Source organism: Microvenator marinus, from assembly GCF_007993755.1.
Lineage (GTDB): Bacteria > Myxococcota_A > Bradymonadia > Bradymonadales > Bradymonadaceae > Allomicrovenator > Allomicrovenator marinus.
Genome location: NZ_CP042467.1, coordinates 1,439,167 through 1,462,908, shown reverse-complemented (window position 1 = coordinate 1,462,908; position 23,742 = coordinate 1,439,167). Strand labels below are relative to the sequence as shown.

Below are 23,742 nucleotides of genomic sequence, written 5' to 3'. Positions count from 1 at the left end.
GCCGTATATCCGCATCGACCGACTTTTTAAGGTGATGCAATGACGTATAAAAGCAGCGTGTTGGAAGATTTGGCGTGGCGAGGACTGATTTTTCAAACCACACATGAGGAACTCGATCAGGCTCTGCTTGAGGCTGAGCAGGCTGGCGAGGGTTTGGCCCTCTATTGTGGTTTTGATCCTTCGGCGGATTCTCTACACATTGGGAACCTTCTGGCGATCTTCGTGCTCGCGAATTTCCGGCGTCATGGTCATAGCCCGATTGCGCTTGCCGGAGGCGCTACCGGCCTCATCGGCGATCCGTCTGGCAAGAGTGACGAGCGAAACCTTTTGACCGAGGAGACGATCACCAAGAATCTCGAGGGGATCTCAGCACAGCTTCGAGAGATTCTGGACCGAGCGATGACTCTTCACCCTGAGACGCGGAAAGCCGCCGCCGACGCAGGGGAGATTCCAGTGGTGAACAACGCGGATTGGATCAAGCCATGGAGCTTCATCGGGTTCCTGCGCGACGTGGGGAAGAATTTCCGCGTGAACACCATGTTGCAGAAGGATTCGGTAAAGTCGCGACTTGAGCAGCGGGAGCAAGGCCTCAGCTACACCGAGTTCAGCTACATGCTCATTCAGGCCTATGACTTTCTCCATCTCTACCGAGAGACGGGTTGCCGGCTTCAGGTTGGCGGATCCGACCAATGGGGCAATATCACGGCCGGGACGGATTTGATCGGGCGTATGGAATCGAATGAGAAGAAGGCGTTTGGTCTGACTTTCCCGCTGATTACTTCTGCGTCTGGCCAAAAGTTGGGCAAGTCCGAGAAGGGCGCAACCTATTTGGCGCCGGAGCGAAACTCTCCGTACGAGTTCTACCAATACTGGGTGAACCGAGACGACGCCGACGTGCCTCGTTTCCTGCGCATGTTCACGTTCCTTCCTCGCGAGCGCGTGGATGAGCTGAGCGGGCTTGTGGAGCGCGGTGAGAACCGTGGTGAAGCGCAGCGTGAGCTCGCGTGGGAGGTGACTCGTTTGGTTCATGGTGACGAGGGAGCTGAAAAGGCGATCCGCGCAAGTCGGATGATGTTTGGTGAGAAGATCGAGGACCTGAGTGATGCAGAGTTTCAGGCGATCTTTGCCGATGTGCCTTCCACCGAAATTACGCGAGAGCAGCTCGAAGCAGGAGTTCCGTTGTTCGAACTCTTTGTTTTGACAGGACTTACCAAGAGCAATGGTGAGGCGAGGCGATTGCTCGACCAGGGTGGTGTGTACGTCAACAATACTCGAATCGACGATTCAGGGTACGTGGTGGGTGTTTCTGACCTCGTAAGCGCCAATGCTCTGGTGCTCCGGGCCGGTAAGAAAAAATATCACGTAGTCTCGGTGAGTTAGGTCCGAGTGGGCTCTGGGAAGCAAAAAATCGACAAAAAAAATGAAATTCTTCGAGCAAAATGAATTGACACACTACCCAAGCCCCTATACAAAGCTGCTCCCGCGGTTGGACGGCATCACCGTCCGGTCAAGTGGAATGGGCCGTTAGCTCAGTTGGTAGAGCAGCGGACTTTTAATCCGCGGGTCGATGGTTCGAGTCCATCACGGCTCACTTGGCCCCTTCGTCTAGCGGTTAGGACACTGGCCTTTCACGTCAGCGACACGGGTTCGAATCCCGTAGGGGTCATCCCACAAAAAACCCGCTCTCTTCGGAGAGCGGGTTTTTTGGTTTTCAGGTTTCAGGTTCTTTCAGCCGACAAGCGTAAGACGATTCACTACATGTAGGTCATCAACGATTTGAACGGAGATGACGATGAACTACAAGAAATTGATTTTGGGGCTAACGGTACTGAGTCTTGGAGTTTCATGTGCGGATGCAGAGAGCAGCGCACCTGCGGAGCGCGGTTCGCTCGATCTGGTGATGCCGGGCAAAGCGGACGATTACTTCTCAAACGTCTCCAAAGAGTACGAAGTCAAAGGGGCGATTGAAGTGGCAATGACGGCCGAGGAGTTTGAGGATGTCGTGGTGCGCGAGCAGCTTATCGCGTCTCGGATCTCAGCCGTAGGCGTCTATCTGACGACCTATCTTACCGATAAGTTCCGGGGCATTGATATCAACGGCGACGGCACTATCGGGGACGATGAAGTCTTCTTTCGCAACACCGAGTACGGCGGCTTCAAAGCCATGGTTCGAAATCACTCGACCGAGGTCTTGGCTATTGAAGGCCAGGAAGGGCGGTACGTGGTTGAGTTTACGATCGATGTGGCCGGTCCGAACAATCTTCTAGAGCTTCTTTTGGCAGACGGCGCGGAGCAGGGCGACTTCGGAGTTAGCAAGACCCTTGAGATGCCTGCCGGTGCCCGAAGCGACCAGTCGGGCGCTCCAATCCGCTCGTTTGACCCGAAGACATATGCAGGCGAGCTGGAGCAAGTCGTGCTGGAGTACACCACGCTTCCAGAGGTGCAGGACGCCTATCCCGCCTATCGTGACTTTATGCAGGACGGGCGCTTTGAGATCACGATGGTCTTTGGTCACGACTACAATGCTGCTCGATATGACTTGATCGACGCCAGAGAGGCATTTGATGCCCTTGTGGCAGATGGCTTTAGCGCTCCCGTGGCTCGGTTTGAGGATTTACGACCAGATTCGGGTCCGTTTCAGAAGTCCATCGTGTCGTATCGTCCTATTTTGGAATCGTGTGAAGAAGACCACGTGGTGGCAAAGGTCAACGATCCATTCCTAACCGAGACGGAGCTTGAAGAGATGGGGCTTCGCTCTGATATGCGTCGCAACCTCCTGGCAGCCAGAGCTGGGGCGGATGGGAAATTTGGAACCCTCGACGATTTGGAATTCAAGTCGCTCAGAGAGATCGATCAAGTTCGCATGATTGGCCCCGCGACGCTTGGAAAGATGACTCAATGGGCGGCCCCTTCGTGTCAGACTCGTCAGGTAGAAGTCCGCGTGGACGTGCGCCTCTTCCACAGCGATATGTACGTAGGCAGCCGCGCTGAACAGCGCGAGCAGACGATCTACGAGCTGGTGAAACGCGATGTGTTTTTCTACAACGGACACGCCGGCCCGTATTACGGACTCTATCTGGACGCTGAATACGGTGCCTACATCGACCACACCGAATTCGCCTCGTTGCCTCTCGACCCGGACAAGCAACAACTCTTTGTAGCTCAGGGATGTCAGACGTACTCGCAATACGCCGATATGCTCTATGCGAATGAGGCAAAGAATGAGGACAATCTCGATGTGATCACCACGGTGAACTACAGCTATGCTCGTGGAACTATGGATCTCTTTCGCCGCTTGGTGCAAACCGACCCTTACGAGCCGGGTGTCCATGAACCTGCCACCTTCAACGCCATGATTACCGAGCTAAACGCGGAACAGGTCAATGACCACTATACGGTCTTTTACGGAGTCATCGGGATCGACCAGAATGAGAAGCTCGCTCCGTACGCGATTGCAGAGACTGTGGGACAAGAGTGTCAGGCGCACACGGAGTGTGGCGATACTTACAGCGGCAACGTGTGTGCGGGCTTCAGCGATGGCGTGAACCGATGTGTGGCACGCACTTCGGCAGAGTCGGGATGCCCGGAAGGTACCAACTACGCGTGGGTCGCTGGCGACAACTGGGTGCTCGGTGGTGTGTGTTGGTCGATGTAATAAGTTAAGCGTTCGCGCTTATCCTAGTGAAAACTAGCGCCAATTCTCGGTGAGTCTTCCTGTCAACTCATCGAGTTTTAGGCGTTCTTGGGCAATCTGAATCTCAATCTGCACGACCCTGAACTCAGCTTCTCTGACCGACTCTACCGAGTCCACGACTTCAAGCATGGTGCCGCGGCCGGCCTCAAATCTGGCGTTCTGAGCATCCACATTCTCGCGAGCGAGCTCCGCGGTATCTTTTGCGAGTTCAAGGCGTTGCTGGGCTGTTTGTAGGTTCACGAGGAGAGATGCAACCTCGGCCTTCAATGCGCGTTCTGCCAATTCGAGTTCGGTCTCTGCGATAATCGTGTCCGCCTCAGAGCGCTCGACTTCAATTCGGCGTGCACGATTGATGACTGGAAGCTCAAGCCTCAAGCCACCGTAGAGCACCACAGCATCAAGTGATCCAAAGCTCGAAAGGGAGTCCGAAGGCGTAGTTCCGAGTCCTGCGACGTTCACCGATGCTAAAGCGTCGAGGCGAGGCAAAGCGTTGTTTTGCGCGACTTCCGTTCGAATTTTGGTGGCGCCGATATTGGCTTTTATCTGCGAGATGCCTGGTGACTCTTTGAGGGCGAGTTCGGTCGCCTCCTCCAAGCTCGGGGTCACGGTCTGTTTAGGCCCAGCCGCATCGGTACGAATGGATTCATTGGTGCCGACTCCGAGTCGCTCCGCCAATGCAATGGAGAGCTGCCGAATCTGTGCTTCTTGGGTGACCATAGCCTCCTCGGCCTGGGCGACTTGAATTCGAAGTGGGACCAATTGTGCGGGGGCCATGTCTCCGGCACCCATCCTGATTTCAGCTTCGGCGAGTTGCTTCTTGGCAATCTCCAACGCGGACTTTTGAATCTCAAGGCCCCGTTCTGCCGACCAAAGGGACCAGTAGGATTCGAGCGTATCGAGTACAATGGAATTAAGGAGGGCGGTCTCTTGCGCGTCTACGACTTTCTCTTGGAGTTTCGCTTGCCTTAAGTTTGCACGACCGAGGTCGCCCCCAAATCCACGAAGAAGGGGCTGAGTTACTTGAACATTAACCGCTGTATCGTAGGCCGCGCCAAGGTCTCCGAGTTCTACCGAATCGCGATAGGTACGTCCGACTTCGATGTCCGCGCTGAGCACGGTTCCAATCGGCAACGTGTGGGAGATTCCCGTGGCGAGTACGATAGAATTACTTTCGATCAGGCGGGCACCGTTGGGTGAGAGGCTGACGGACCGTCCATAACGAACACCCGCATCAGCGCTAAGCGTCGGGATGTATCGGTACTCCTCTTGCTCCACCAGAAGCGCTGCCTTCTTGGTGGTGAGTTTTGATGCTCGTACCTGTGGACTGTTCTGAATGGCAAGATCCACGGCCTCGCCGGGAGTGAGCGGGGCGAGAGATTGTGCCGTGGTTTTGCCTGCAACCAAAAGCGTGCTGAGGCAAATCGCGCATATGAGAGATTTATTCATGACGTAGGGCCTCGATAGGATTGAGGTGTGCGGCTTTGCGAGCCGGAACGAAGCCGAAGACCACTCCGATGATCACGGAGAAGGCAAAACCTACCAGCATGACTTCTGGGGTCAGAACGAAGGGTAAGTTCATCTCTTGGGTAGCAAAATGGGTGGCTACGATCCCCAGGGCGACGCCCAGGAGTCCGCCAAGCATGGAGAGGGTGACTGCTTCCACAAGGAATTGAATGAGGACGTCTCTTACGAGTGCCCCGATGGCGATGCGAATGCCGATTTCGCGGGTTCGTTCGGTGACGGAAACTAGCATTATATTCATGATGCCAATGCCGCCGACGAGTAGTGATACTGCGGCGATTGCACCCAAGAGCATTGTGAGGGTCTTCGTGGTTCCTTCGAGAGTTGCTGCGATTTCAGCCATGTCGCGGATATTGAAGTCGTCTTCTTTGCCAGGCGTAATCTTGCGACGGTCACGCATGAGGCGTTCGAGCTCAGATTTGACGGATTCCATCATGTCGGCGTAGTTGGCCGAGATCAGTATCTGGCGGACGTTTTGGTCACCGGTGATGCGCTGCTGAACGGCTAAGAGTGGCATGATGACACTGTTGTCGAGGTCTTCGCCGAAGTTGGCCTGGCGGGTTGGGAGCACTCCGATCACCTGACACGACGTGCGCCCGACGCGAAGAGTTTGTCCGAGCACGTCGTTTCGACCAAAGATCTCGGAGCGAATATTCGCGCCGATGAGGCAAACGGTGTTTCCTTCGTCTATCTCTTCGTGATCGAAGAGTCGCCCCGACTGAGGCATGAGGCTTCGAATCACGAAGAACTCAAGGTCGGTACCGATGATCGAGGCAGGGTAGTTCTTTCCGGACCAAACGAGGGTTGCGTTCGCCTCCACAATTGGCGCTACGGTCACGTCCATGAGGTCGCGTCGGATAGTCTCCACGTCTTCGAGTGTGAGCGGTTCGGAGGCCTGTCGGACACCGCTTGCACTTCGCGCGAAACTGGGCCTGAGGATGAGCAGGTTTGAGCCCATACTCGAGATTCGCTCCGTGACGCTTATGGTTGCGGCTTGGCCGAGGTGGACCATCGCGATGACGGAGCCCACACCAATGACAATCCCGAGAGCAGTCAGGAACGAGCGGACCTTGTTGCGGAGGATTGCGCCGATGGCCATTCTGAAAATATCGAAATAATTCATGCGAGTACCTCGCGTGGCAGGCCGTCTTTGACGAGTTTGCCGTCCACGAACCATAGAGCGCGTTTGGTATGAATCGCGACCTCGGGTTCGTGGGTGACCATGACGATAGTCAGGCCTTCGTCATTGAGCTTGCCGAGAAGTGCGATGACTTCTTGAGTGGTAGTTGTGTCGAGGTTTCCTGTGGGTTCGTCCGCGACAAGCACGGTGGGCCTTGTGACGAGTGCGCGGGCGATGGCGACACGCTGTTGTTGCCCTCCCGAGAGCTCCGAAGGCGTATGGTCCCAGCGCTCGCCGATGCCTACGGATTCGAGGGCCGCCATAGCGCGGTCGCGGCGCTCTTTTCTCCCAACACCCTGGTAGATGAGCGGTAGTTCTACGTTTTCGACCGCAGTGGTTCGAGCGAGGAGGTTGAAGCTTTGGAAGACGAATCCGAGATAGTGACGGCGTAGAAGGGCGAGCTCGTCGCGTCCAAATTTGGCGATATCGAGTCCCGAGAAGAAGTAAGAGCCGGAGGTCGGTGTGTCGAGACAGCCGACGATATTCATGCACGTAGACTTTCCTGAGCCGCTAGGTCCCATCACGGATACGAATTCACCGGCTGAGATCTGCAGGTCCACACCGTCTAGCGCCCGGACTTCGGTGTTGCCGCTACCGTAGATTTTGCGGACATCTTTGAGTTGGATGATTTCAGACATCATTTAGCTCTCGTGCCAGTCGAGCTTTCTTCGCTGCGCATGATCCCGGTGATGATCTCGTCGCCTGGCTCGAGCTCGCCCTCGATAACCTCGGTGAATCGTCCGTCGGTTCGTCCCATGGTGAGTTCGAGCATCTGTGCTTGTCCGGCTCGCAGAACGTAGACAGTGCCTTTTCCGCCCACAGACGTCGTGGAAGTGGCGTTTCCGCCGCGGCGCCATCTTGGGGCGGCGAGGAGTGGGGAGCCTTCGCTTGCAGCATCCTCGGTCGGAGGGCGAAATCTCAAGGCGGAGTTTGGCACGCGAAGCACGTTCTCCCGTTTTCCGGTGACGATTGCCGCGTTGGCCGTCATCCCGGGCCTAAGCAACTTCTCGGAGTTATCCACGCTGAGTTCTGCGGCGTAAGTGACCACGTTATCAGTCTGGGTCGGCGAGAGGTTGAGCTTTTCAACGACCGCCGTGAATTTCTTGCCCGGCCACGCTGAGACTTCGAAATTGGCTTCTTGGCCGGCCTGGACAACGCCCACGTCGGCCTCGTCAATCCATACGCGTAGCGTCATCTTGGAGAGACTCTCGGCGATGACGAAGAGCTCTGGAGCTTGGAGTGAGGAGGCCACGGTCTGGCCGGGTTCTACGGTTCGCGTGAGAACCACACCATCAATAGGAGAGACGATATCAGCCTTCTCGAGGTTTAGCTGCATTTCCTCGAGGTTTGCTCGGGCTTGAGCGGCTTCGGCGCGTGCACGGTCTAGATCCGCTCGCGAGCGGGCTTCGGTTGTGATCATGGAGTCGAGTTCCGCACGTGGAACTACACCGCGCTCTACGAGCGTCCGAGTGCGTTCGAGTTCAAGTTTGGAAGAGTCGTACCCGGCCTGAACACTTCGAATCGATGCCGACGAGGAATTCACTCTGGCCTTGGCGAGCGTGATTTGGCTTTCGAGGGTGGTGGCGTCAAAGACCGCCAATGTTTGGCCGGCCTTGACCTCATCGTTGGCTTCAACGAGCACGTTTGCGATTCGCCCGGAGACTTCGGCACCAACGGTCACCACCCGAGTGGGCTCAAGGGTGCCCGTGGCGCTGGCGCGGGTAATGACGTCGCCTAACTCTACAACCTCCGTTCGGTAATTGATGATGACTTCTTTGGGTTTCTGCCAAAAGTAGACACCAATACCGGTGCCGATCACCGCGATGGCGATGGCAACCCAACGCGCCCAGCCTTGGCTGGAACGGGTTACCTTCTTCTTAATCTCATCTGCGCTTGGAGTACTCAATTCATTCTCCTGATCTCGAGCTTCAATCACTTAGACAATAAAGTTCTTAAGGGAATCTGAAGTGCGTTGAAATTCCTGTCTTTGCTTGAAAAACCTTGCAATAATGCAGTCGTCCGAGTAGGGAGTGGTCCCCCGACGGAGGTTTCATGAAGGGTTGGATAGCATTTGTCTTGTTTGGATTCTTAAGTGCATGTGGCGTGGATGATTCCACAGAGCAGACGCCAGAGGAATCCGTCGACCTTTGTGAGGCTGCGGCCCAGCATCGCGCCGAGTGCACCGGGAACTACGTCACACCTCCAATTTGCGATGAAGCGTCGGAAGCTGCAGCGCAGAATATTCTCGAGGTGCCTTGCGAAGAGTTTTCGGATGAATTCGAGGCTACTGGCAAGGCGGATGGCGCGTTCTGTGATTGGTTCGGCACGGGTTGTACGCCAGACGAGCCGATTTTCGGTGGGCCAAGATGCGAAAGCAACGCTGAGTGTTCGGTGGGTTTTTGCGCAGAGGGCCGTTGTTTCGAGGGCGTGAACTCGGACGAATTCAGCGGTGTGATCGGGCTTTATACCGAGACTGAAGAAGTTGAAGGTGGGACTACCGAACTCTTGGATTCCAACGGGATGACGCGAGAGTTGCGAAGGCAACTCGTGCAAGAGGCCCAGAACTCGGTCCATTTTTCAGCCTTTATCATCCAAGACGATGAGGTCGGCTGGGAGATGGCGCAGGACTTCATCGCTGCGGCCCAACGAGGTGTCGAAGTTCGCGTATTGGTTGACGCGACCACTCAATACTTCGCAACCTACCCATTGATCGAAGAAATGGCAGCAAACGGCGTTCAAGTGCTCGCCTTTAATCCCCTGACAGAGTGGGCATTACTGCGGACTCTACTTCCGATCACGGGGAACGACAGGCTTCATGAGAAGTTACTAGTCGTAGATGGGAAATCGGCCATTATCGGTGGGCGAAATGTGGGCGTTGAGTACCTTGTGGACGAACGCTGGCGCGATATTGATGTGCTGGTGGAAGGTCCTGCTGTCGAGAAAATTCAGCGTATGTTCCTCGGTATCTGGGATAAGAACTCTGAACTCGAGTATCGCGTCGGTTGTTCTGGACGCGACAAGTACGGTTTTCATTGCCCATCATTTGAGGGTGAGTCGCTGCTTGAGGACATGCGGTTCTACGTGCCGGCGGAAGCTGAGGGGAGCTTGAAGTCTAGAGCGATCTACAGTGACCCGATGGTTCAAGAGACGCCTCTTGGCTACTTCGCCACCTTGGCCCTGATTCGTGCGGCGCAAGAATCCATCACCATTTCGAACGCGTATTTTGTGCCACCTAGACGGCTTCGCAAGCATCTGAAGGCGGCTGAAGAGCGTGGTGTAGATGTCAAAGTCATCACGAACTCGAAGACAAGCACCGACGGAATCTGGATGTACTACGCGTCGCTCAACTACTATCGCGAGCTCCTCGAAGCCGGTGTAGAAATCTACGAATATCAGGGCGTAGAATTGATGCACGCGAAGACGATGGTGGTGGACGGCAAAGTGGGTGTGATCGGCTCATTTAATATCGACCCCCGAAGTGCGGTGGATAACAGCGAGTCGTTGTTGATCGTGCGCGAAGACGCCGTCATTGCTGAGTTGTTGGAATCGTACCAGGTTGATTTGGCCAATTCGACGCTAGCAAGCAGTGATATTCCTCTCTCGGAAATGCTGAAAGCAAAGGCGCATCGTTTGATCGAGCCGTTGCTCTAGTCCTTGGACCTGTAGAATGATGGGGAGCCGAGTTTGAGCAGGACACCGAGGCCAGTCCTTGCGATGTAGAGCGCGTAAACGCCAAGGAAGAGGGCGAGAAAGAGAATCCCTGCATCGAGCCCAGGGATGAACCCTACGAGCGCCACCCATATGATCCATGAGGGATAGTGCACGATATAAGAAGCAACTCGTTGCACAATCCACAAGACTTTTGGAATCAGTCCTTTGGGCGCCGCTGGTTGAGCCGCCGATGCACCTGGTTTGACCTCTACTCCCGAATACTCGGGACGGCGCACAAACGCGGTCAAGGACGTCGCGACGCTGACCATAATGGTGCCCAGCAAGCCAACGAATAGCCAGTTGGTGTCCGAGGATTGCATCCAAAGTCGAACCGCAATCACCGCAACCAGAAGCAATGCCTTGATCTCGTCGATGAAGAAGTCGAAGTAGGCACCAGCGTCCGACGTCATCTTCTTGAGTCTCGCGAGTTGGCCGTCAGCACAATCAAAGAGGTAGGCGAGTTGTACGACCAGTGCCAGGGCGAGGAAGCCCAGGGTTCCTTCAAGGAGGAGGCCAACAGGAATGATGCCGAAGAAGACAAACATCCCAAGGATTGTCACCTGGTTGGGTGTCAATGGCGTGCGCCTGAGAATGGTCACCAACACCGCAGCAAGCGGTCGCGCAACCCAGATATTCCATGCGATATCGCGGGCTTTGCGCGAATTGAGGTAAACCGTCTTGATTTCAGACAACATTCGGGACTCGAGGTCTAAGTTGGGCGGAAATTAACGGTTCAAGACACGATTGACAAGCTGGGGGCCATGACAAGATGGACCTACTTGTCATAGAGTGTGGCGGAAATCTTAGATAAAGGCAGTTCATGGTTGAACAAATTCGGCGCTGGAGCGCCATTGTCACTTTTTTGGTGATCTCGTTGGTCGTCTCAGGCCTTCAAGCTCTCCCACCGGAAAACGTCGTCGAGAATTTCAAAGAGGCTCGGCGCCTTGTGGAGGAGGACCCGGCCAGGTCTTGGGAACTGGCTTCTGCATTGCCTAAGATTACGCACGCGGAAGATGCCCGTCTTGAGCTTCAGTATGATTCGGCACTGCGTGCAGGGCACCTCGACGAAGCGTTGCGTGCTTTAGAAGCTCTTGAGAAGGAGATTCAGAATCCAAGTGACCTTTTCATTCGTGAGTTAGAGCGAGCCGAGTTGCTCGTGGCTCTAGGCCGGATGGACGCCGCGAAAGCACTGGTGAGCACCTTGAAGAAGCGAAAGTCTAGGGTTCGGGGGCGCTACAGTGAGCGTCGGTTTCTCTGGGCCAGATTGGAGCGCTTGGACCATGACCTCGCGCTTTCTGAGGATGATAAAAAACGCGCAAAACGCATTGCTCTGAATATGTTGGTGACGCTGCCAGCTGAGATAGCAACCAAGAGGGAGGGCTTGAGCGCAACCCCCGATGAGCTGAGCGAGGCGCAACGCCTTAGACGGGCGCGCAATCTGGAAAATGCTTGGGACTACCAGGCGGCGCGCGAAGAGTTCGAGAGGTTTCGCGACACAAAGCACCGTGAAGAGGCTCTGTGGAACCTGGGGCTGATTGGCTTGCGAAAACTTCGCGATCAGCCCAAAGAGGCCGAGGAAATCTTCAAGGAACTCTCAAGACCGGGCGGCAAATACGCCGAGGACTCTCTATTTCTTTTAGCCCGGGCCTATATGGTTCAGGAGCGCTACGACGACGCACGCAAGGTTTATGCGGAATATGCCGAGCGCTATCCACGCGGCAAAGAGATGGTGCTCGTGGATTATTACGATGGTTGGCTTCATTACGACCATCGCGAGAACGAAAAAGCCATTGAAGGGTTCGATCGATACATTGCCAAGTATGGGCGCCGCTCCAGCCGTTCTTCCTATATCTACGGGTTTCGGGCGTGGGCATTCATGAGGATGAATCAATGGGAGAAAGCCATCGATGCCTGGGATGGCTTGGTGCCGTTTGGAAACCCGCTGGTTGAAGGAAAGGCCTACTATTGGCAAGCCTATGCGCACAATGAGCTCGGTCAAAAGGACAAGGCGATCGACCGGCTCGACCGTCTCAGAAAACGGTGGCCTCTGACTTATTACGGGATGTTGGGCGAGCAGCTTCGGGCCAAGATAGAGGGCAAGGACCCAAGGGCATCCAAGGTATGGTGGCCGGAAGGTGGAGGCAATACGGATGATTCTCCTCGAGTGGACGTACATTCGGCGAATATCCCTGGCTTAAGTGCGGCCGATCAGCGCCAGTGGGAGCGCATCAAGACGCTTTCGGCGCTGAACGAGCGTCATAAGGCGCGCGACGAGTTTGGTCCTTTGGAGGCTCGAATTTTGGCGCGGGTCCCCGCGGGCGATCGCGATGCGTGGATTCACGCATTGGGGCTTCTCGTGGGCGATTACAATGAGATGTACTCAACCGCATGGAACTCGATCACAGGGTATCCGGGTATGATGGAGTCTGGCACGTTGCGTGCCGCCATGTCCTATCCGCGGGCCTATCGGCAAATCGTAGAAGGTGTGGCCGAAGAATTCGGGCTTTGGCCTGGATTCATCTGGTCGATCATGCGCCAGGAGAGTCGCTACAAGCCCGGTGCCGTGTCGGGTACAGATGCCGTGGGCGCCCTACAAATGATCCCGCAAACAGCGCGGAAAGTGGCGCGAGACCTCGGTACAGTGTTCAATATCGCCACGTTCTTCCGACCCGAAGTGGGGTTCAGATTTAGTGGCCACTATATGCGAAAGCTCCTCGACACCTATTCAGGACTCTGGGTTCCGGCTGCGTCCTCGTACAACACCGGACCAGGGCCTATCGCGAAGTGGTTCAGAAAGAACCCGGACGTGGAGTTTGCGTGGCTAATCGAGGAGTTCGAGTACAACGAGGGGCGCGCGTATGGGCGAAAGGTCGCAGAGCACATGTTGCGCTACCTCTATCTTTACGAGACTGACCCAGAGGTTAGAGCGAATGTCTTGGACAATTTGTTTCCACTGAGTCGAGATATCGAAATACCTGAAGATGTCGGATATTAGGATGATTCCAAAACTACTCATAATTGTGTTTTCAACCGTGATCTGGGCCACGCATGCGTATGCAGAACCAAACGCAAATGATGGCGTTCAAGAGGCGTTGAGTGCTGCTGAAGTCGCGTCGCGTGTGGAAGAAACCCCAGAGGAAGTTCCGAAGCTACCGAAGTCGGTGAGGGTAGGGGTAGCGGGTTCTGTGCCCTTTGTGGTGAAGACCGAAGGCGTTGCAAACGAGACCACCGGCCTAAGCGTGGAGCTTTGGCGTTTGATGGCGTCGCGGCTCGAGATTGGCACGGAGATCGTGGTGTATCCAAGCGTGGATGAACTCATCATGGGGCTGGAGTCTGGCGATGTTCGGGTGGCTGTGGGCCCAATTTCGATTACACGAGGGCGTGCCGAGCGTGTGGAATTCACTCAGCCTTATATGCAGTCGGGTATTGGCATTGTCACCACCCCAACTATGGGTGTTTGGGGTGCATTGGGGCAGCTCTTTAGTAAGGGCTTTTGGATTGCCGTCAGCGTTCTCCTCTCCGTACTCTTTATGGTCGGAACCATGCTTTGGCTTTTTGAAAGACGCCGCAACGACCATTTCGACGATGGATTTGTCCCCGGTGTGGCCAATGGAATGTGGCTGGCCATCGTTACCATGACCACCGTGGGCTACGGGGATATTGCGCCGATGACGAAAGGCGGACGAGTTGTGGCGAGTGTATGGATGATTATCGCCATGTTTACCGCGTCGTCGCTCACGGCTGGTATCGCGACTGTCTTGACGATGTCGCAGATATCGACAGCTGCGGTGGAAACTCCCAATGATTTTCAGGGGCGAAAAGTCGGTGCCGTGAAGGGAACCGAGAATGCTAGGTTTGTACAACGCTATGGCGGCGAGTTGGTGCTCTACGATTCGGTGAAAGAAGCCCTGGACGCCGCGAACCGTCGCGAGGTCTCCGCCGTAGCACACGACCGTCCCATACTCGCCCATCATCTCCAGGCCATTTCAGATGGTGAGCTGCTTTTGGCAGAAGGGATATGGGACTCTCAAGGCTATGGTTTTGCGTTCCAGCTAGATGATACGTTGCGTCGAGACATTGAGTTGAGCCTGCTTGGGCTCAAGGAGCGGCGTGAGCTCGAGCCCTTGATCGGCGATTGGTTGTGAGTCAAAGGTCCTGGCGCATCTGATTCTGGAGCCGGTAAGTGGTGTTCTCGATGCGTTGTATGAGATCGCGAACGTGCTCCAGCCTGCCTGCGAAGAAGGCGTGGCGGTTGAGGAAAATTAAGTAGCCGGCCATCGAAGTATTTCCAGTCATGGCGTGGTGGTGAATCATTTCGATGGTTTGTTCGACGTTAGAACGTGCGCGATACGAGAGTTGTCGAGCCACGGCTGTACCTTCAGACAAAAGGGCCTCCGCGCAACTTCTGAAAGGGCGAAGCCGAAAGATTTTTCTGTTTCTTAGGTCTTCAATGCGTTGGGCCTCGAAGTTCCACCGGTCAGCGACGTCGTAGAGGTGGCGGAGAGAAGCAGGGTCTCGCATGAGCATACCTTTGTAGGCGGCATAGAGGTCGCGAAGGTGGCTGTCGAGCTCGTCGCGAAGTCCGCGGAGTGAGCGCCTTTGCCACCACTTCTCGAGCTCTCTCGCGTCACCAAAAAGTACACTCTTTACCATGGCGATGGGGTCCACCCGAAGCATTGCGTCAATGTCAATCTCCACGTTCATGCCTTGGTCTAGGAGCGGCATGTCCAGACGTCTTTCCTGTGTCGAAATAGCTTTGGTGCCTGCTTCGTAGCCGATCGCTGGGAGTTCGAGAGTCTTACCCTGACGCTGCTCGAGCAAAGGGAGCGCGCGGCGGTGCCCGGCATGGCGATGCTCTTCAAACATCTCCTCGATGGCCTCAAGATTTTCTCGGATGAACGTTTCGTACGAGCCGTGGGTGTCTATAGCATCCTGGATCTGGTCGAGCGCAATCTCCACGCTTTGAGGATCGTCTGGCAAGAACCGTTGCGCGGCCATGACCTCAATCGCAAACTCGCTAGCCCCGAGGTCCCAAAACACGTCAAATACACTCGCCTCGGCACTCCTTGAGCGCAAGCCTCGCGTGCGGATCGCATCCTTCATCAAGATATGCTTCTTGCGCCGCCTGCCTTGACGCGCGCCCTCGATCCCGCCTCCGGCGAGCAACGAGATCATGATGATGATAAAGAGTGTGAACGGTTCCATTTGACTCATCTAGCATGCGGACACGAGTTGGAGCACTAAAGATGCGTGACTTGCCCGAGCCTACTTACTAGGATGCAACAATATCATTTTGGTTATTAATCTCTGCGGAGGACCTCTTAATGCGAACTTTTTGGATTTTGGCGGTGATACTTGGTTTAGTGGCGTGTTCGGACGATTCGCCAACTTTGGGCGGTGGGATTTCAAAGACAGATGCGGCATCCCAGGGAGGGACAAATTCAGACGGCGAGGACCTCTGCGAGCTTGAGGAATGGTATGGCGACGGCGTGTGTGACACGTTCTGTCCTCAACCCGATGAGGATTGTGGAGATGGCACGTGTCAGTCCAACCTCGATTGTCGAAATGGCGAGCGTTGCGACGATGGCGAGTGCATCTCAGACATCGATGTAAGGTGTAGCGAGTCGAGTCCGTGTCCCGCTGGATTCTACTGCACTTGGCCACAAGATGGCGTGTGTGGAGACGAAGGAAGGCAAGGTGTTTGTTCCGAGGTTCCTCAAGATTGCCCCAATGAATTCGCTCCAGTCTGCGGTTGCGACGGATCGACCTACGATAACGTTTGTCAGGCGGCGCTCAGCAGCATCAGTGTGGCTTCCACCGGTGAATGTGCGGAGCCTTGCACCGAGCACGAGGAATGCGGCGCGAACTCGTATTGTACCGCTGAGGGTGCGTGCGAGGCGCTTCCGGAATCTTGCGAGTCGAACGATGCCTGCCCTTCCGACTATTTCTGCCAGATCGACCAGGAGAATGTGTGCATCAGTGGCGAGGGCATGTGCGTCATCAGACCACTTGATTGTCCCGAAGTGTTCATGCCTGTCTGTGGTTGCGATGAAAACGAATACTCCAATTCGTGCTTTGCCGAGGCGGCTGGGGTTAACTACGTGGATGGCGAGTGCCAGACCACGTGTGACCCTGACCAAGACAACGCATGCCCTGAAGGTGAGTTTTGCATTGATGGCGTTTGTGAAGCTCCGGTGACGTGCGGTGGGCTTCTCGGCGTGACATGCGAAGATGGGCAGTTTTGTAATATCGCCATTGAAGATGCTTGCGGAGAGGCCGATCAAACCGGCACCTGCCAGGAGATTCCCGAAGGGTGCTCCAAAGAGTACGCACCAGTGTGTGGATGCGACGCTAAGACCTACGGAAACGCGTGTATGGCAGCGGCAGCAGGGGTGAGCGTGCGTAGTGAAGGGGCGTGCTCGAAGGGGCCGACGTCAGGCTGCGGAGGGCGCAACGGAGAGATCTGCGGGTTGACTGAGTGGTGCGATTATGGCGGGCCAACGGGCACGTGTGGTCAGGCTGACCAGCCGGGAACCTGTGAGCCGCGCCCAGACGCATGTCTGGCCGTCTTCGATCCGGTTTGTGGGTGCGACAATCAAACGCATTCGAACGCATGTGCAGCTCACGCTGCCGGAGTGGACGTGTTGCACGATGGTGCCTGTGGTACAACCATGTAGTCCACTCTGGAGACCCATAAATGCGCGAACTTTTAGTCATTCTTCCCTTGATGTTTGTCGTGGCGGCTTGCGCGCCGACAACGACTGAGCGCCTCGATCTTCCGCCTCTTGAGGTAGTCGAATCGGTAGACTTGGGGCGCTACACTGGGACTTGGTATGAGCTTGCGAGCTACCCGCAATCGTTTCAAGAAGGATGCTTTGCCACCACCGCAACGTACACATTGCGCGCAGATGGTGAGATTGACGTTCTAAACCGATGCCGAAAGGGGTCTTTGCAGGGTGAGATTGACGAAGCGCACGGGCGCGCTCGGGTTGTCGATACTCAGACGAACGCAAAACTAGAAGTCAGCTTCTTTCGGCCGTTTTGGGGCGACTACTGGATAATCGATCTCGCGCAAGACTATTCCCATGCGGTTGTGGGTCATCCAAGCCGAGACTACCTGTGGATTCTGAGCCGGACGCCGACGATGTCCGATGAGAAGTATCAGGGGATCTTGGATGGTATCCGGGCAAAGGGCTATCCCTTGGACCGTCTGCAAAAGACCCAGCATTAGTGGGGAAGCGCGTAGTCCTTGCGTTTTGTTCTGATAGTCGCGAGGATGGTAGCTCTCTAGAGTGATTTTTTGTTGTGTAGAGGTTTTGAATGAAGAAACTTGCTTATACTTTGGTGTCGTTGGGGCTCTTATTGCCATCCGTTTCGTTTGCTGATGGCGAAAGTAGCTTTGGCGGGATTCAGCCGGGCACCGGGCCCGTACTGATGATGGAAAGCGCGCTGAAGGCGGAGATATTTTCGGTTGAGGAATCGATCGAATTCACCTCTTATTCTGGCGTACAGCTATACGATCCGAACGGAAACTTTGTCGAAGGCCAAGAGTCCAGTTTGGGAAGGCTTTGGTATCCGCCAATCCCTGGTTTGCACACCTTCCAGTTCGAAACCGATCAAAATAGTTGGGAGTTGTTTGTCTACGAGCCTGATTTTACTGAAGCTTTTTCAAGGGTGCAGTCGCCCTCGCTCTTTTTGAGAAACCGAACGGGTGGAACAAGGCGGGCTGCGAAACTCTATGTATATCATGCGGGGGCTTTGGTGGAGATTCGAGCCGAAGGGCTCGACTTTTCGGAAGGTAATTTCTTCGTCTCCGACCGGCCGATTGCGGGGCCACTGGGAGAGAGTTTGAGCTTTGCGAGCCTTGGCTTGAACATTGAAGAGGGCGTTTTGCAGGCGGCCAACTTGGTCAATCCGTACATCAACGGCAACGTTAATCGCGCGATTCCGATGTTCTTTTCGTTTGAGTTCCCTCCACCACCGGTGGACGCGCCGTTGCCTCCCGAGATCGCTGTCTATGACGGAAATCAAGAGTGTGAGCAGAACGTGGTATGGCCGGGTGGTGACACTTCGGCGTTCGAGGTAACCGTCGATGAACCAGGAAAACTCATTATGAGCTGTCAAGGTGCAGATGGGGACTTCCGAAACTTCAGTGTGGTCGTCAATCCCGGGGCTAATCGCGTTGAATGGTCGAGTGGGTCAGGTCGTCTACCTCAGGGAAGCTACGAATGCACCGCCGGGCTCTACACGGGTGCGCTCTACTTCAACACGATCGGCGTGGGCGCTGCCAGCCCTGGAATTCGGATGTTCCGAGTGCTTCCAGGAGGTGTTCAAGAGCCACTGCCGTTGTTCTGGGACGATTCTGACGTACCAGAAGCACACTTCGACCCGCTTGGCGTGCAAAGCCCGCCGTTTGGCGTGAGTTCAGGAAATCCTCAAGAGCCACCATATCCATTTCCATCTCCGGAAGAAAACACACGCACCTGGGGAGCACAAAACTCGGAGCCTAGCCTGAGGGCTGTGATGACTACGCGTTCGTATGTCCACTCGAGTGAGAAGGTGGGCATTGCGATAGAAGTGATTGAAGACGAGGAGACGTACAATACGCGTTGCTACGGCGAAGACCCCGAGCCTGAGCCAGAACCGGAGCCTGAGCCAGAACCGGAGCCCGAGCCTGAGCCAGAACCGGAGCCCGAGCCAGAACCGGAGCCTGAGCCAACTTATGTAGGGTTCGGCGGCGAGGCCTCTGGAGGTGCTTGTTCGACTCTAGGTTTTGGAAATGCCTCACTCATGCTATGGGCTTTCCTATCTCTTGTTTTGGTTCGGCGGCGACGTTGAGACCCATTTTTGGCGGAATTTATGAGTGTTTTTCATCGCGCAGCACTCGTGTGCGTGGCTGGATTCTTATTCTCTGGGAGCGTCTGGGCTGAAGACCGAATTCCGGCCGAGCATTTTCATCCTCGTGACCCGGCTTCGGGAACTCTAGCTACCGAACATCCTTTTGCTTTGGATCACCTTGGGGTGTCCAGCTTCGTCCTCGTTCATTGGGTTGAAAAACCGCTCGTTGTGAACACTGAGGACGGGTTTCGTGGCGAGGATTCGCTGGAGATCGCATTGGTGGATCAAGCTCTCACGCTCGATGCCGGCCTCTCTTTCGGTCTCTTTGATATCTTAACCTTTTCGGTGGGTGTCCCCCTTATGGTTTCGCAAACATCGGACGCTGTTCCCGAGATTGGAATTGGCGAGGATATTTCGGAAGACGTGGAGACTGCAGGGTTTTCTGAAGCTCGAGCCGGTATAAAGGCCACCGTACTCGCCACAGATTCGTTTGGAATCGCTCTTGAAACACGCGTGTTCTTGCCCGCGTTTGTGGAGTTTAGGCAGAGCGCCTTGCGCGTTCAGCCAATGCTCCTTGCAGGTTATCGTGGTGATTCTGTCAAGGTTTCGGCCAATGTCGGCTGGGACTTTCGCGAGCAGCTCGAGACCGTCACCTACGAGGGCGGGCAACAGTTTCTCTGGGCTCTAGGTGCCGAATGGGAGGCTTTGCCTGGACTGAGCGTCATTGGAAACGGTTTCGGTGGCGTGGATATTGAGCGTGAACGAGGTTCCGCATTGAGTACGGAGCTTCAAGCCGGTCTTTCTTACATGTTGGTGGACGGACTCAAGATTCAAGCCGCGGGTGGTGTTGGAGTCACCTCGGGCGTTGGCTCGCCGGCACTAAGAGTGCTTGGCGGCTTGGCCTATGCGCCGCCAGCTCAGGACGCCGATAATGACGGGGTGATTCGGTCGCTCGATCGTTGTCCCGAAGGTCCCGAAGACTTTGATGGCTTTGAGGATGAAGATGGCTGTCCCGATCCCGATAACGACCAAGATGGCCTCCTTGATGCAGACGATCTTTGTCCAGACCTCGCTGAGGACAAAGACGGGTTTGAAGATGAAGACGGCTGTCCGGATTTGGACAACGACCAAGACGGCGTCTTGGATGAAGATGACGAGTGTCCAATGGTTGCTGGTATCCTTGAGCTAAAGGGATGTCCGGCCAAGGATACTGACCAAGATGGTATTGAAGACCATTTGGACGCTTGCGTCGATCAGCCCGAGGATTTTGACGGCTTTGAGGACGAGGACGGTTGTCCAGACCTCGACAACGATAAAGATGGCATTTCGGACGTTGAGGACGAATGTCCACTCGTGCCTGGTGTGCCTGAGTTTAAGGGCTGTCCCGATGATGGGCCTTCGAAGATCCGTCTCAAAGGGTCGAGGCTGGAGATTGGAGAGCGTGTGTATTTCGATACGGCTTCCGACCGCATCCAGCCAAGGAGTTTCCCGATTCTTCGGCAGATGGCGGCTGTGCTCAGAACCCAACCTGGACTCAAGAAAATCCGCGTGAGTGGTCATACGGATTCCAGAGGAGACGACGCGATGAACCTCGATTTGTCCGAGCGGCGGGCACAATCGGTTATGAAATTCCTCATCGAAGAGGGGATTGATGCCGGGCGTCTGAGTGCACGCGGATTTGGTGAATCTCACCCCGTGGACACGAACGATACGTCGAAAGGACGAGAGCTAAACAGACGCGTCGAGTTCCACATCTTGGAGCGCGAGGAGCCTGAAGCACCATGAGTGAACGTGTAAAATTTCCACTCTGGGTAAAGCTCTCCCTCTTTGGGACGCTGGGTGCAGTGATTCCAACGCTGGTGGTCGGCTTTGGTCTGATCGACGTCAATGAGTCGACGCTAAAGACTCAGAGCCGTGAGTTTCGCCTGGCAATCGCTGAGGATATCGCAGGCAATATGGATGGCGCGCTCGAACGCTCCAAGGTCACCATGGCCACCATTTCCAGCGTTCTGACAGGTACCGAGCTCTCAGAGGACCAGCGCATCGAACTCGCCCTTCGGCTAGTGGAAGGTGAAAGTTTTGTTGACCGTGTGACGATATATGGGCCGGAAGGCGACTACATCGCCACCATCACTCAAGGGGCTCAGGCACCCGCAAATGGTCTTGAAGACCGAGTGAAGGACGCAACGCAAAATGCTGGATTCTTGATTGGTGAGCCAGCACTTGATGCAGGCGGGAACTTGAGAGTGCCGCTATATGCGCCGCTCAAGCCGGATCCGAAGGCCGAGCTTATAACCGGCTTCATGGAGGCTTCTCTTTCCCTTGAGCAAATTCAGAAGCGCGTTGAAATCGTGGCGGGCTCACGGCTATCAGGAATTGGGGAAAGCGGCGGAAGTGCCCTTTCCGTGGTGGATTCCAAAGGCAGAGTGCTTGCGCACTCGGACCCATCAAAGAGGCTTCAGCCGACCTCATTTGACGGTTTGCTTGGGCAAGATATCTCCACGTTGGTCGGCGCTCAGGTGGCCTATTCTGGGGAGTCTTCAGACCGGCAACGGCTTGTCTCTGCGAAGCCACTGGAGAATCTCCCGTGGATAACCGTGGTGGATATTCCACTGGAGGAAGCTTATGCCTCGGTAAGCCGAATGCGTACGATCGTGAGCATTGTCACGATTGTGGCGGCACTACTTGCGTTGATTTTCGCCTTCCTGGTCGCGCGCAGGGTGACACGGCCTATTGAAGCCTTGGTCGGATTCACGCGAACACTGGCACAACGAAAGTTCAGCGAACGCGTCAACGTCAAGACAAGCGACGAAGTCGCGCTCCTTGCTGGTGGCATGAATCGTGCCGCTGAAGAGCTCCAGGCCAGCGAGGAAGCCATGGCGCGAGAGATCGCGATTCGGAACGACCTTGGCCGGTATCTGCCAAAAGAGTTGGTTGAAAACGTTGTTCGACGCGAACAAGACATGCAACTGGGTGGAGCGCGCCGTGAGATTACCGTGCTCTTTGCCGATGTTGTGCGTTTTACGCCCCTTTGCGAGAAGATGGAGCCAGAGCAAGTCGTCGCCATTTTGAACGAGCTCTTCACGATCTTGACCGAGATAGTCTTCAAGTACGGCGGTACCATCGATAAATTCCTCGGTGATTGTGTGATGGCATTTTGGGGTGCACCGAACCCGATTGAAGACCATGCGATCAAGGCACTTGAGGCGGCCGAAGAAATGCAGACCTGGCTTGAGGTCGGCAATGCGCGCTGGAAAGAAGCCTATGGGATTACCGTGGAGTTGGCCATTGGCGTCAATACTGGGCCGGCGATCATTGGAAATATCGGCTCCGAAACCCGAATGGAGTACACAGCGATTGGAAACGCAGTAAACGTGGCAGCGCGCCTTGAGGCACTGGCGAGGCCACGTCAGATCTTGACTACGGCCGCTACAAGAGATGCCGCCGGGGATATCTTTGACTTCGGAAAAACCTCGACCGAGTTGCTGACCCAAGGTGGTGAGCCTGTGGACGTCTACGAGGTGATTCTATGAGCCGCGTACTTGAGCCGGGAACATTGGTGGCGTCCAGATACCGCCTGGAGCGTGAGCTCGGAAAGGGCGGCGCGGGACAAGTCTTTGTGGCCACTCATATCGAGCTCGGTAAAGAAGTCGCTCTGAAGGTGCTCCACGACACCGGGTTTCAAAGCGAGGAGTTTCGAAAACGCTTTGAGCGCGAGGCGCGCGTCGCGGCGAAGCTTCGTCATCGAAATGCGGTCGAAGTCTATGATTTTGGGACCGATGATGGGATGCCATTCTTGGTGATGGAGCTCTTGAGTGGGCACACTTTGTTGAGCTGGCTCAAGCGGGAAAAGCTCGACCTTGACACGATCTACAACATCGGACGGCAGATTGCAGACGTCTTAGATGCAGCGCATCAAATCGGCCTAGTCCACAGAGACCTGAAGCCAGAGAATATTCTGATTGAGCCTCAGAGTGACGGTACGATTCGTGCCGTCGTTGTGGACTTTGGACTGGCCTTTATCGCGGTAGACAACGACCTAAATAGAATGACGCAGGAAGGAGTGATCTCCGGAACTCCGCAGTATCTCTCACCAGAGCAGATTCTTGCGGCTGAGATTGGACCGGAGTCCGACGTGTACTCCTTCGGGTGTATTCTCTACGAGATGACCACCGGAGAGCGTGTCTTTACGGATAAAGTTACGGTGACTCTTTTGGCTTCGCATATGTACTCAACGCCCGTGTCGATGCGAGTGAGAGCGCCCGAGCGAACGATTCCGTTGATGTTCGAAGAAATTGTGATGCAGATGCTCGAGAAGTTGCCGAAAGAGCGCCCGAGTCCGTCACAGGTCCGACTTGTTTTGGATCGATTGCTTCAGCGCCAGAATGTACCAACGCGCGGCCGCCCCGAAGAGTTGTCAGATGAGCGCTCAAAACGCGCTGTGACGAGCGCAAATGTGCGCCAGGGTATGGTCGCCGCGGGGCTTGAGGAGAAGGGCGTTGTGGCCGTTTTGGGAACTCCAGATCCCGCGTGGTTAGTGCCTCTTCAGTCGTCAGGCTGGGTGTGTCATCCAGCTGAAGATGCAGAAGCACCTGAGGCACTGATTGTGACGGATTCGAGTTTGAATTTTAGTGTGGGAGATATCCCCGTGTTGGTTTTGGCCGAGCTCTCGGATTTTGAAAAGAGCACATCATTGCTCAAACTCGGTGTGAGTGACGTGGTCGGGATTCCCGTGGACCCGGCTCAATTACTCAAGAAGCTCGAACGGGCCGTACGAAAAAAGCGTCGTGGGAGTTGA

At 55.3% G+C, this 23,742-nt stretch carries 17 protein-coding genes and 2 tRNA genes; 13 read left to right on the top strand and 6 right to left on the bottom strand.

The genetic code is table 11. From position 1 onward, the window contains the following. The first annotated feature begins 39 nt into the window (after positions 1-39). The 4 genes from tyrS to FRD01_RS06205 all read left to right on the top strand — a co-directional run bounded on the left by tyrS (position 40) and on the right by FRD01_RS06205 (position 3,655). Positions 40-1,380 carry a tyrosine--tRNA ligase gene (gene tyrS, locus FRD01_RS06220; RefSeq protein WP_146958526.1) on the top strand — a complete coding sequence of 447 codons (1,341 nt, stop codon included), beginning with the start codon at positions 40-42 and terminating at the stop codon, positions 1,378-1,380. Between the two features lie 138 nt (positions 1,381-1,518). Further along, positions 1,519-1,591: transfer RNA gene (locus FRD01_RS06215), tRNA-Lys, on the top strand. Positions 1,592-1,594: 3 nt separating this feature from the next. Next, positions 1,595-1,666, top strand: a tRNA-Glu gene (locus FRD01_RS06210). A 126-nt stretch (positions 1,667-1,792) separates the two neighbouring features. Next, positions 1,793-3,655, top strand: coding sequence for a hypothetical protein (locus tag FRD01_RS06205; RefSeq protein WP_146958525.1), 1,863 nt, complete (start codon positions 1,793-1,795; stop codon positions 3,653-3,655). Between the two features lie 33 nt (positions 3,656-3,688). Here the strand turns inward: FRD01_RS06205 and FRD01_RS06200 are convergent, their stop codons facing one another. The 4 genes from FRD01_RS06200 to FRD01_RS06185 are packed head-to-tail and all read right to left on the bottom strand — an operon-like array spanning position 3,689 to position 8,301. Next, positions 3,689-5,140 carry a TolC family protein gene (locus tag FRD01_RS06200; RefSeq protein WP_146958524.1) on the bottom strand — a complete coding sequence of 484 codons (1,452 nt, stop codon included), beginning with the start codon at positions 5,138-5,140 and terminating at the stop codon, positions 3,689-3,691. Further along, positions 5,133-6,338, bottom strand: coding sequence for an ABC transporter permease (locus tag FRD01_RS06195; RefSeq protein ID WP_146958523.1), 1,206 nt, complete (start codon positions 6,336-6,338; stop codon positions 5,133-5,135). The genes FRD01_RS06200 and FRD01_RS06195 overlap by 8 nt, the downstream gene beginning before the upstream one ends. Next, positions 6,335-7,036: an ABC transporter ATP-binding protein gene (locus tag FRD01_RS06190; protein ID WP_146958522.1), complete on the bottom strand. Its 702-nt coding sequence runs from the start codon at positions 7,034-7,036 to the stop codon at positions 6,335-6,337. The genes FRD01_RS06195 and FRD01_RS06190 overlap by 4 nt, the downstream gene beginning before the upstream one ends. After that, positions 7,033-8,301, bottom strand: coding sequence for an efflux RND transporter periplasmic adaptor subunit (locus FRD01_RS06185; protein WP_249756054.1), 1,269 nt, complete (start codon positions 8,299-8,301; stop codon positions 7,033-7,035). Before FRD01_RS06185 ends, FRD01_RS06190 begins: the two co-directional genes overlap by 4 nt. Before the next feature lie 146 nt (positions 8,302-8,447). On the opposite strand from FRD01_RS06185, the gene FRD01_RS06180 reads away from it, so the two are divergent. Further along, positions 8,448-10,046, top strand: a complete 1,599-nt coding sequence (locus FRD01_RS06180) for a phospholipase D-like domain-containing protein (protein WP_146958520.1) — start codon at positions 8,448-8,450, stop codon at positions 10,044-10,046. Here FRD01_RS06180 and FRD01_RS06175 read toward each other — a convergent pair. Beyond that, positions 10,043-10,801, bottom strand: coding sequence for a CDP-alcohol phosphatidyltransferase family protein (locus FRD01_RS06175; protein ID WP_146958519.1), 759 nt, complete (start codon positions 10,799-10,801; stop codon positions 10,043-10,045). The two genes, FRD01_RS06180 and FRD01_RS06175, sit on opposite strands and share 4 nt — an antisense overlap. A 125-nt stretch (positions 10,802-10,926) precedes the next feature. On the opposite strand from FRD01_RS06175, the gene FRD01_RS06170 reads away from it, so the two are divergent. Both FRD01_RS06170 and FRD01_RS06165 read left to right on the top strand, forming a co-directional pair. Beyond that, a complete protein-coding gene (locus FRD01_RS06170; protein ID WP_146958518.1) occupies positions 10,927-13,101 on the top strand; it encodes a transglycosylase SLT domain-containing protein in 2,175 nt (724 codons plus the stop codon). Position 13,102: 1 nt separating this feature from the next. Continuing rightward, the gene (locus tag FRD01_RS06165) at positions 13,103-14,251 is read left to right on the top strand and encodes a transporter substrate-binding domain-containing protein (protein ID WP_249756053.1); all 1,149 of its coding nucleotides are present in this window, start codon (positions 13,103-13,105) and stop codon (positions 14,249-14,251) included. Position 14,252: 1 nt separating this feature from the next. On the opposite strand, the gene FRD01_RS06160 is transcribed toward FRD01_RS06165, so the two are convergent. Then, the gene (locus FRD01_RS06160) at positions 14,253-15,311 is read right to left on the bottom strand and encodes a hypothetical protein (RefSeq protein WP_146958516.1); all 1,059 of its coding nucleotides are present in this window, start codon (positions 15,309-15,311) and stop codon (positions 14,253-14,255) included. Between the two features lie 119 nt (positions 15,312-15,430). Between FRD01_RS06160 and FRD01_RS06155 the strand changes: the two genes are divergently transcribed. From FRD01_RS06155 to FRD01_RS06130, 6 genes are all read left to right on the top strand, one after another. Then, positions 15,431-16,783 (top strand): Kazal-type serine protease inhibitor domain-containing protein, encoded by a 1,353-nt coding sequence (locus tag FRD01_RS06155; RefSeq protein ID WP_146958515.1) that lies wholly within the window; start codon positions 15,431-15,433, stop codon positions 16,781-16,783. Between the two features lie 20 nt (positions 16,784-16,803). Then, positions 16,804-17,337 (top strand): lipocalin family protein, encoded by a 534-nt coding sequence (locus FRD01_RS06150; RefSeq protein WP_146958514.1) that lies wholly within the window; start codon positions 16,804-16,806, stop codon positions 17,335-17,337. An 89-nt stretch (positions 17,338-17,426) separates the two neighbouring features. Next, complete coding sequence (locus tag FRD01_RS06145; RefSeq protein ID WP_146958513.1) at positions 17,427-18,944, top strand: hypothetical protein; 1,518 nt, start codon at positions 17,427-17,429, stop codon at positions 18,942-18,944. A gap of 21 nt (positions 18,945-18,965) precedes the next feature. Then, positions 18,966-20,729: an OmpA family protein gene (locus FRD01_RS06140; RefSeq protein ID WP_146958512.1), complete on the top strand. Its 1,764-nt coding sequence runs from the start codon at positions 18,966-18,968 to the stop codon at positions 20,727-20,729. Beyond that, positions 20,726-22,477 (top strand): adenylate/guanylate cyclase domain-containing protein, encoded by a 1,752-nt coding sequence (locus FRD01_RS06135; protein ID WP_146958511.1) that lies wholly within the window; start codon positions 20,726-20,728, stop codon positions 22,475-22,477. Before FRD01_RS06140 ends, FRD01_RS06135 begins: the two co-directional genes overlap by 4 nt. Then, on the top strand, positions 22,474-23,742 hold the full coding sequence (locus tag FRD01_RS06130) for a serine/threonine-protein kinase (RefSeq protein WP_146958510.1): 1,269 nt from the start codon (positions 22,474-22,476) through the stop codon (positions 23,740-23,742). Before FRD01_RS06135 ends, FRD01_RS06130 begins: the two co-directional genes overlap by 4 nt.

Bases quoted from the DNA above. Each gene is read 5' to 3' on its own strand.
- FRD01_RS06135 (WP_146958511.1), top strand. From the start codon at position 20,726: ATGAGTGAACGTGTAAAATTTCCACTCTGGGTAAAGCTCTCCCTCTTT.
- FRD01_RS06160 (WP_146958516.1), bottom strand. From the start codon at position 15,311: ATGGAACCGTTCACACTCTTTATCATCATCATGATCTCGTTGCTCGCC.
- tyrS (WP_146958526.1), top strand. From the start codon at position 40: ATGACGTATAAAAGCAGCGTGTTGGAAGATTTGGCGTGGCGAGGACTG.
- FRD01_RS06130 (WP_146958510.1), top strand. From the start codon at position 22,474: ATGAGCCGCGTACTTGAGCCGGGAACATTGGTGGCGTCCAGATACCGC.
- FRD01_RS06145 (WP_146958513.1), top strand. From the start codon at position 17,427: ATGAAGAAACTTGCTTATACTTTGGTGTCGTTGGGGCTCTTATTGCCA.
- FRD01_RS06175 (WP_146958519.1), bottom strand. From the start codon at position 10,801: ATGTTGTCTGAAATCAAGACGGTTTACCTCAATTCGCGCAAAGCCCGC.
- FRD01_RS06195 (WP_146958523.1), bottom strand. From the start codon at position 6,338: ATGAATTATTTCGATATTTTCAGAATGGCCATCGGCGCAATCCTCCGC.
- FRD01_RS06150 (WP_146958514.1), top strand. From the start codon at position 16,804: ATGCGCGAACTTTTAGTCATTCTTCCCTTGATGTTTGTCGTGGCGGCT.
- FRD01_RS06165 (WP_249756053.1), top strand. From the start codon at position 13,103: ATGATTCCAAAACTACTCATAATTGTGTTTTCAACCGTGATCTGGGCC.
- FRD01_RS06200 (WP_146958524.1), bottom strand. From the start codon at position 5,140: ATGAATAAATCTCTCATATGCGCGATTTGCCTCAGCACGCTTTTGGTT.
- FRD01_RS06190 (WP_146958522.1), bottom strand. From the start codon at position 7,036: ATGATGTCTGAAATCATCCAACTCAAAGATGTCCGCAAAATCTACGGT.
- FRD01_RS06180 (WP_146958520.1), top strand. From the start codon at position 8,448: ATGAAGGGTTGGATAGCATTTGTCTTGTTTGGATTCTTAAGTGCATGT.
- FRD01_RS06155 (WP_146958515.1), top strand. From the start codon at position 15,431: ATGCGAACTTTTTGGATTTTGGCGGTGATACTTGGTTTAGTGGCGTGT.
- FRD01_RS06205 (WP_146958525.1), top strand. From the start codon at position 1,793: ATGAACTACAAGAAATTGATTTTGGGGCTAACGGTACTGAGTCTTGGA.
- FRD01_RS06170 (WP_146958518.1), top strand. From the start codon at position 10,927: ATGGTTGAACAAATTCGGCGCTGGAGCGCCATTGTCACTTTTTTGGTG.
- FRD01_RS06140 (WP_146958512.1), top strand. From the start codon at position 18,966: ATGAGTGTTTTTCATCGCGCAGCACTCGTGTGCGTGGCTGGATTCTTA.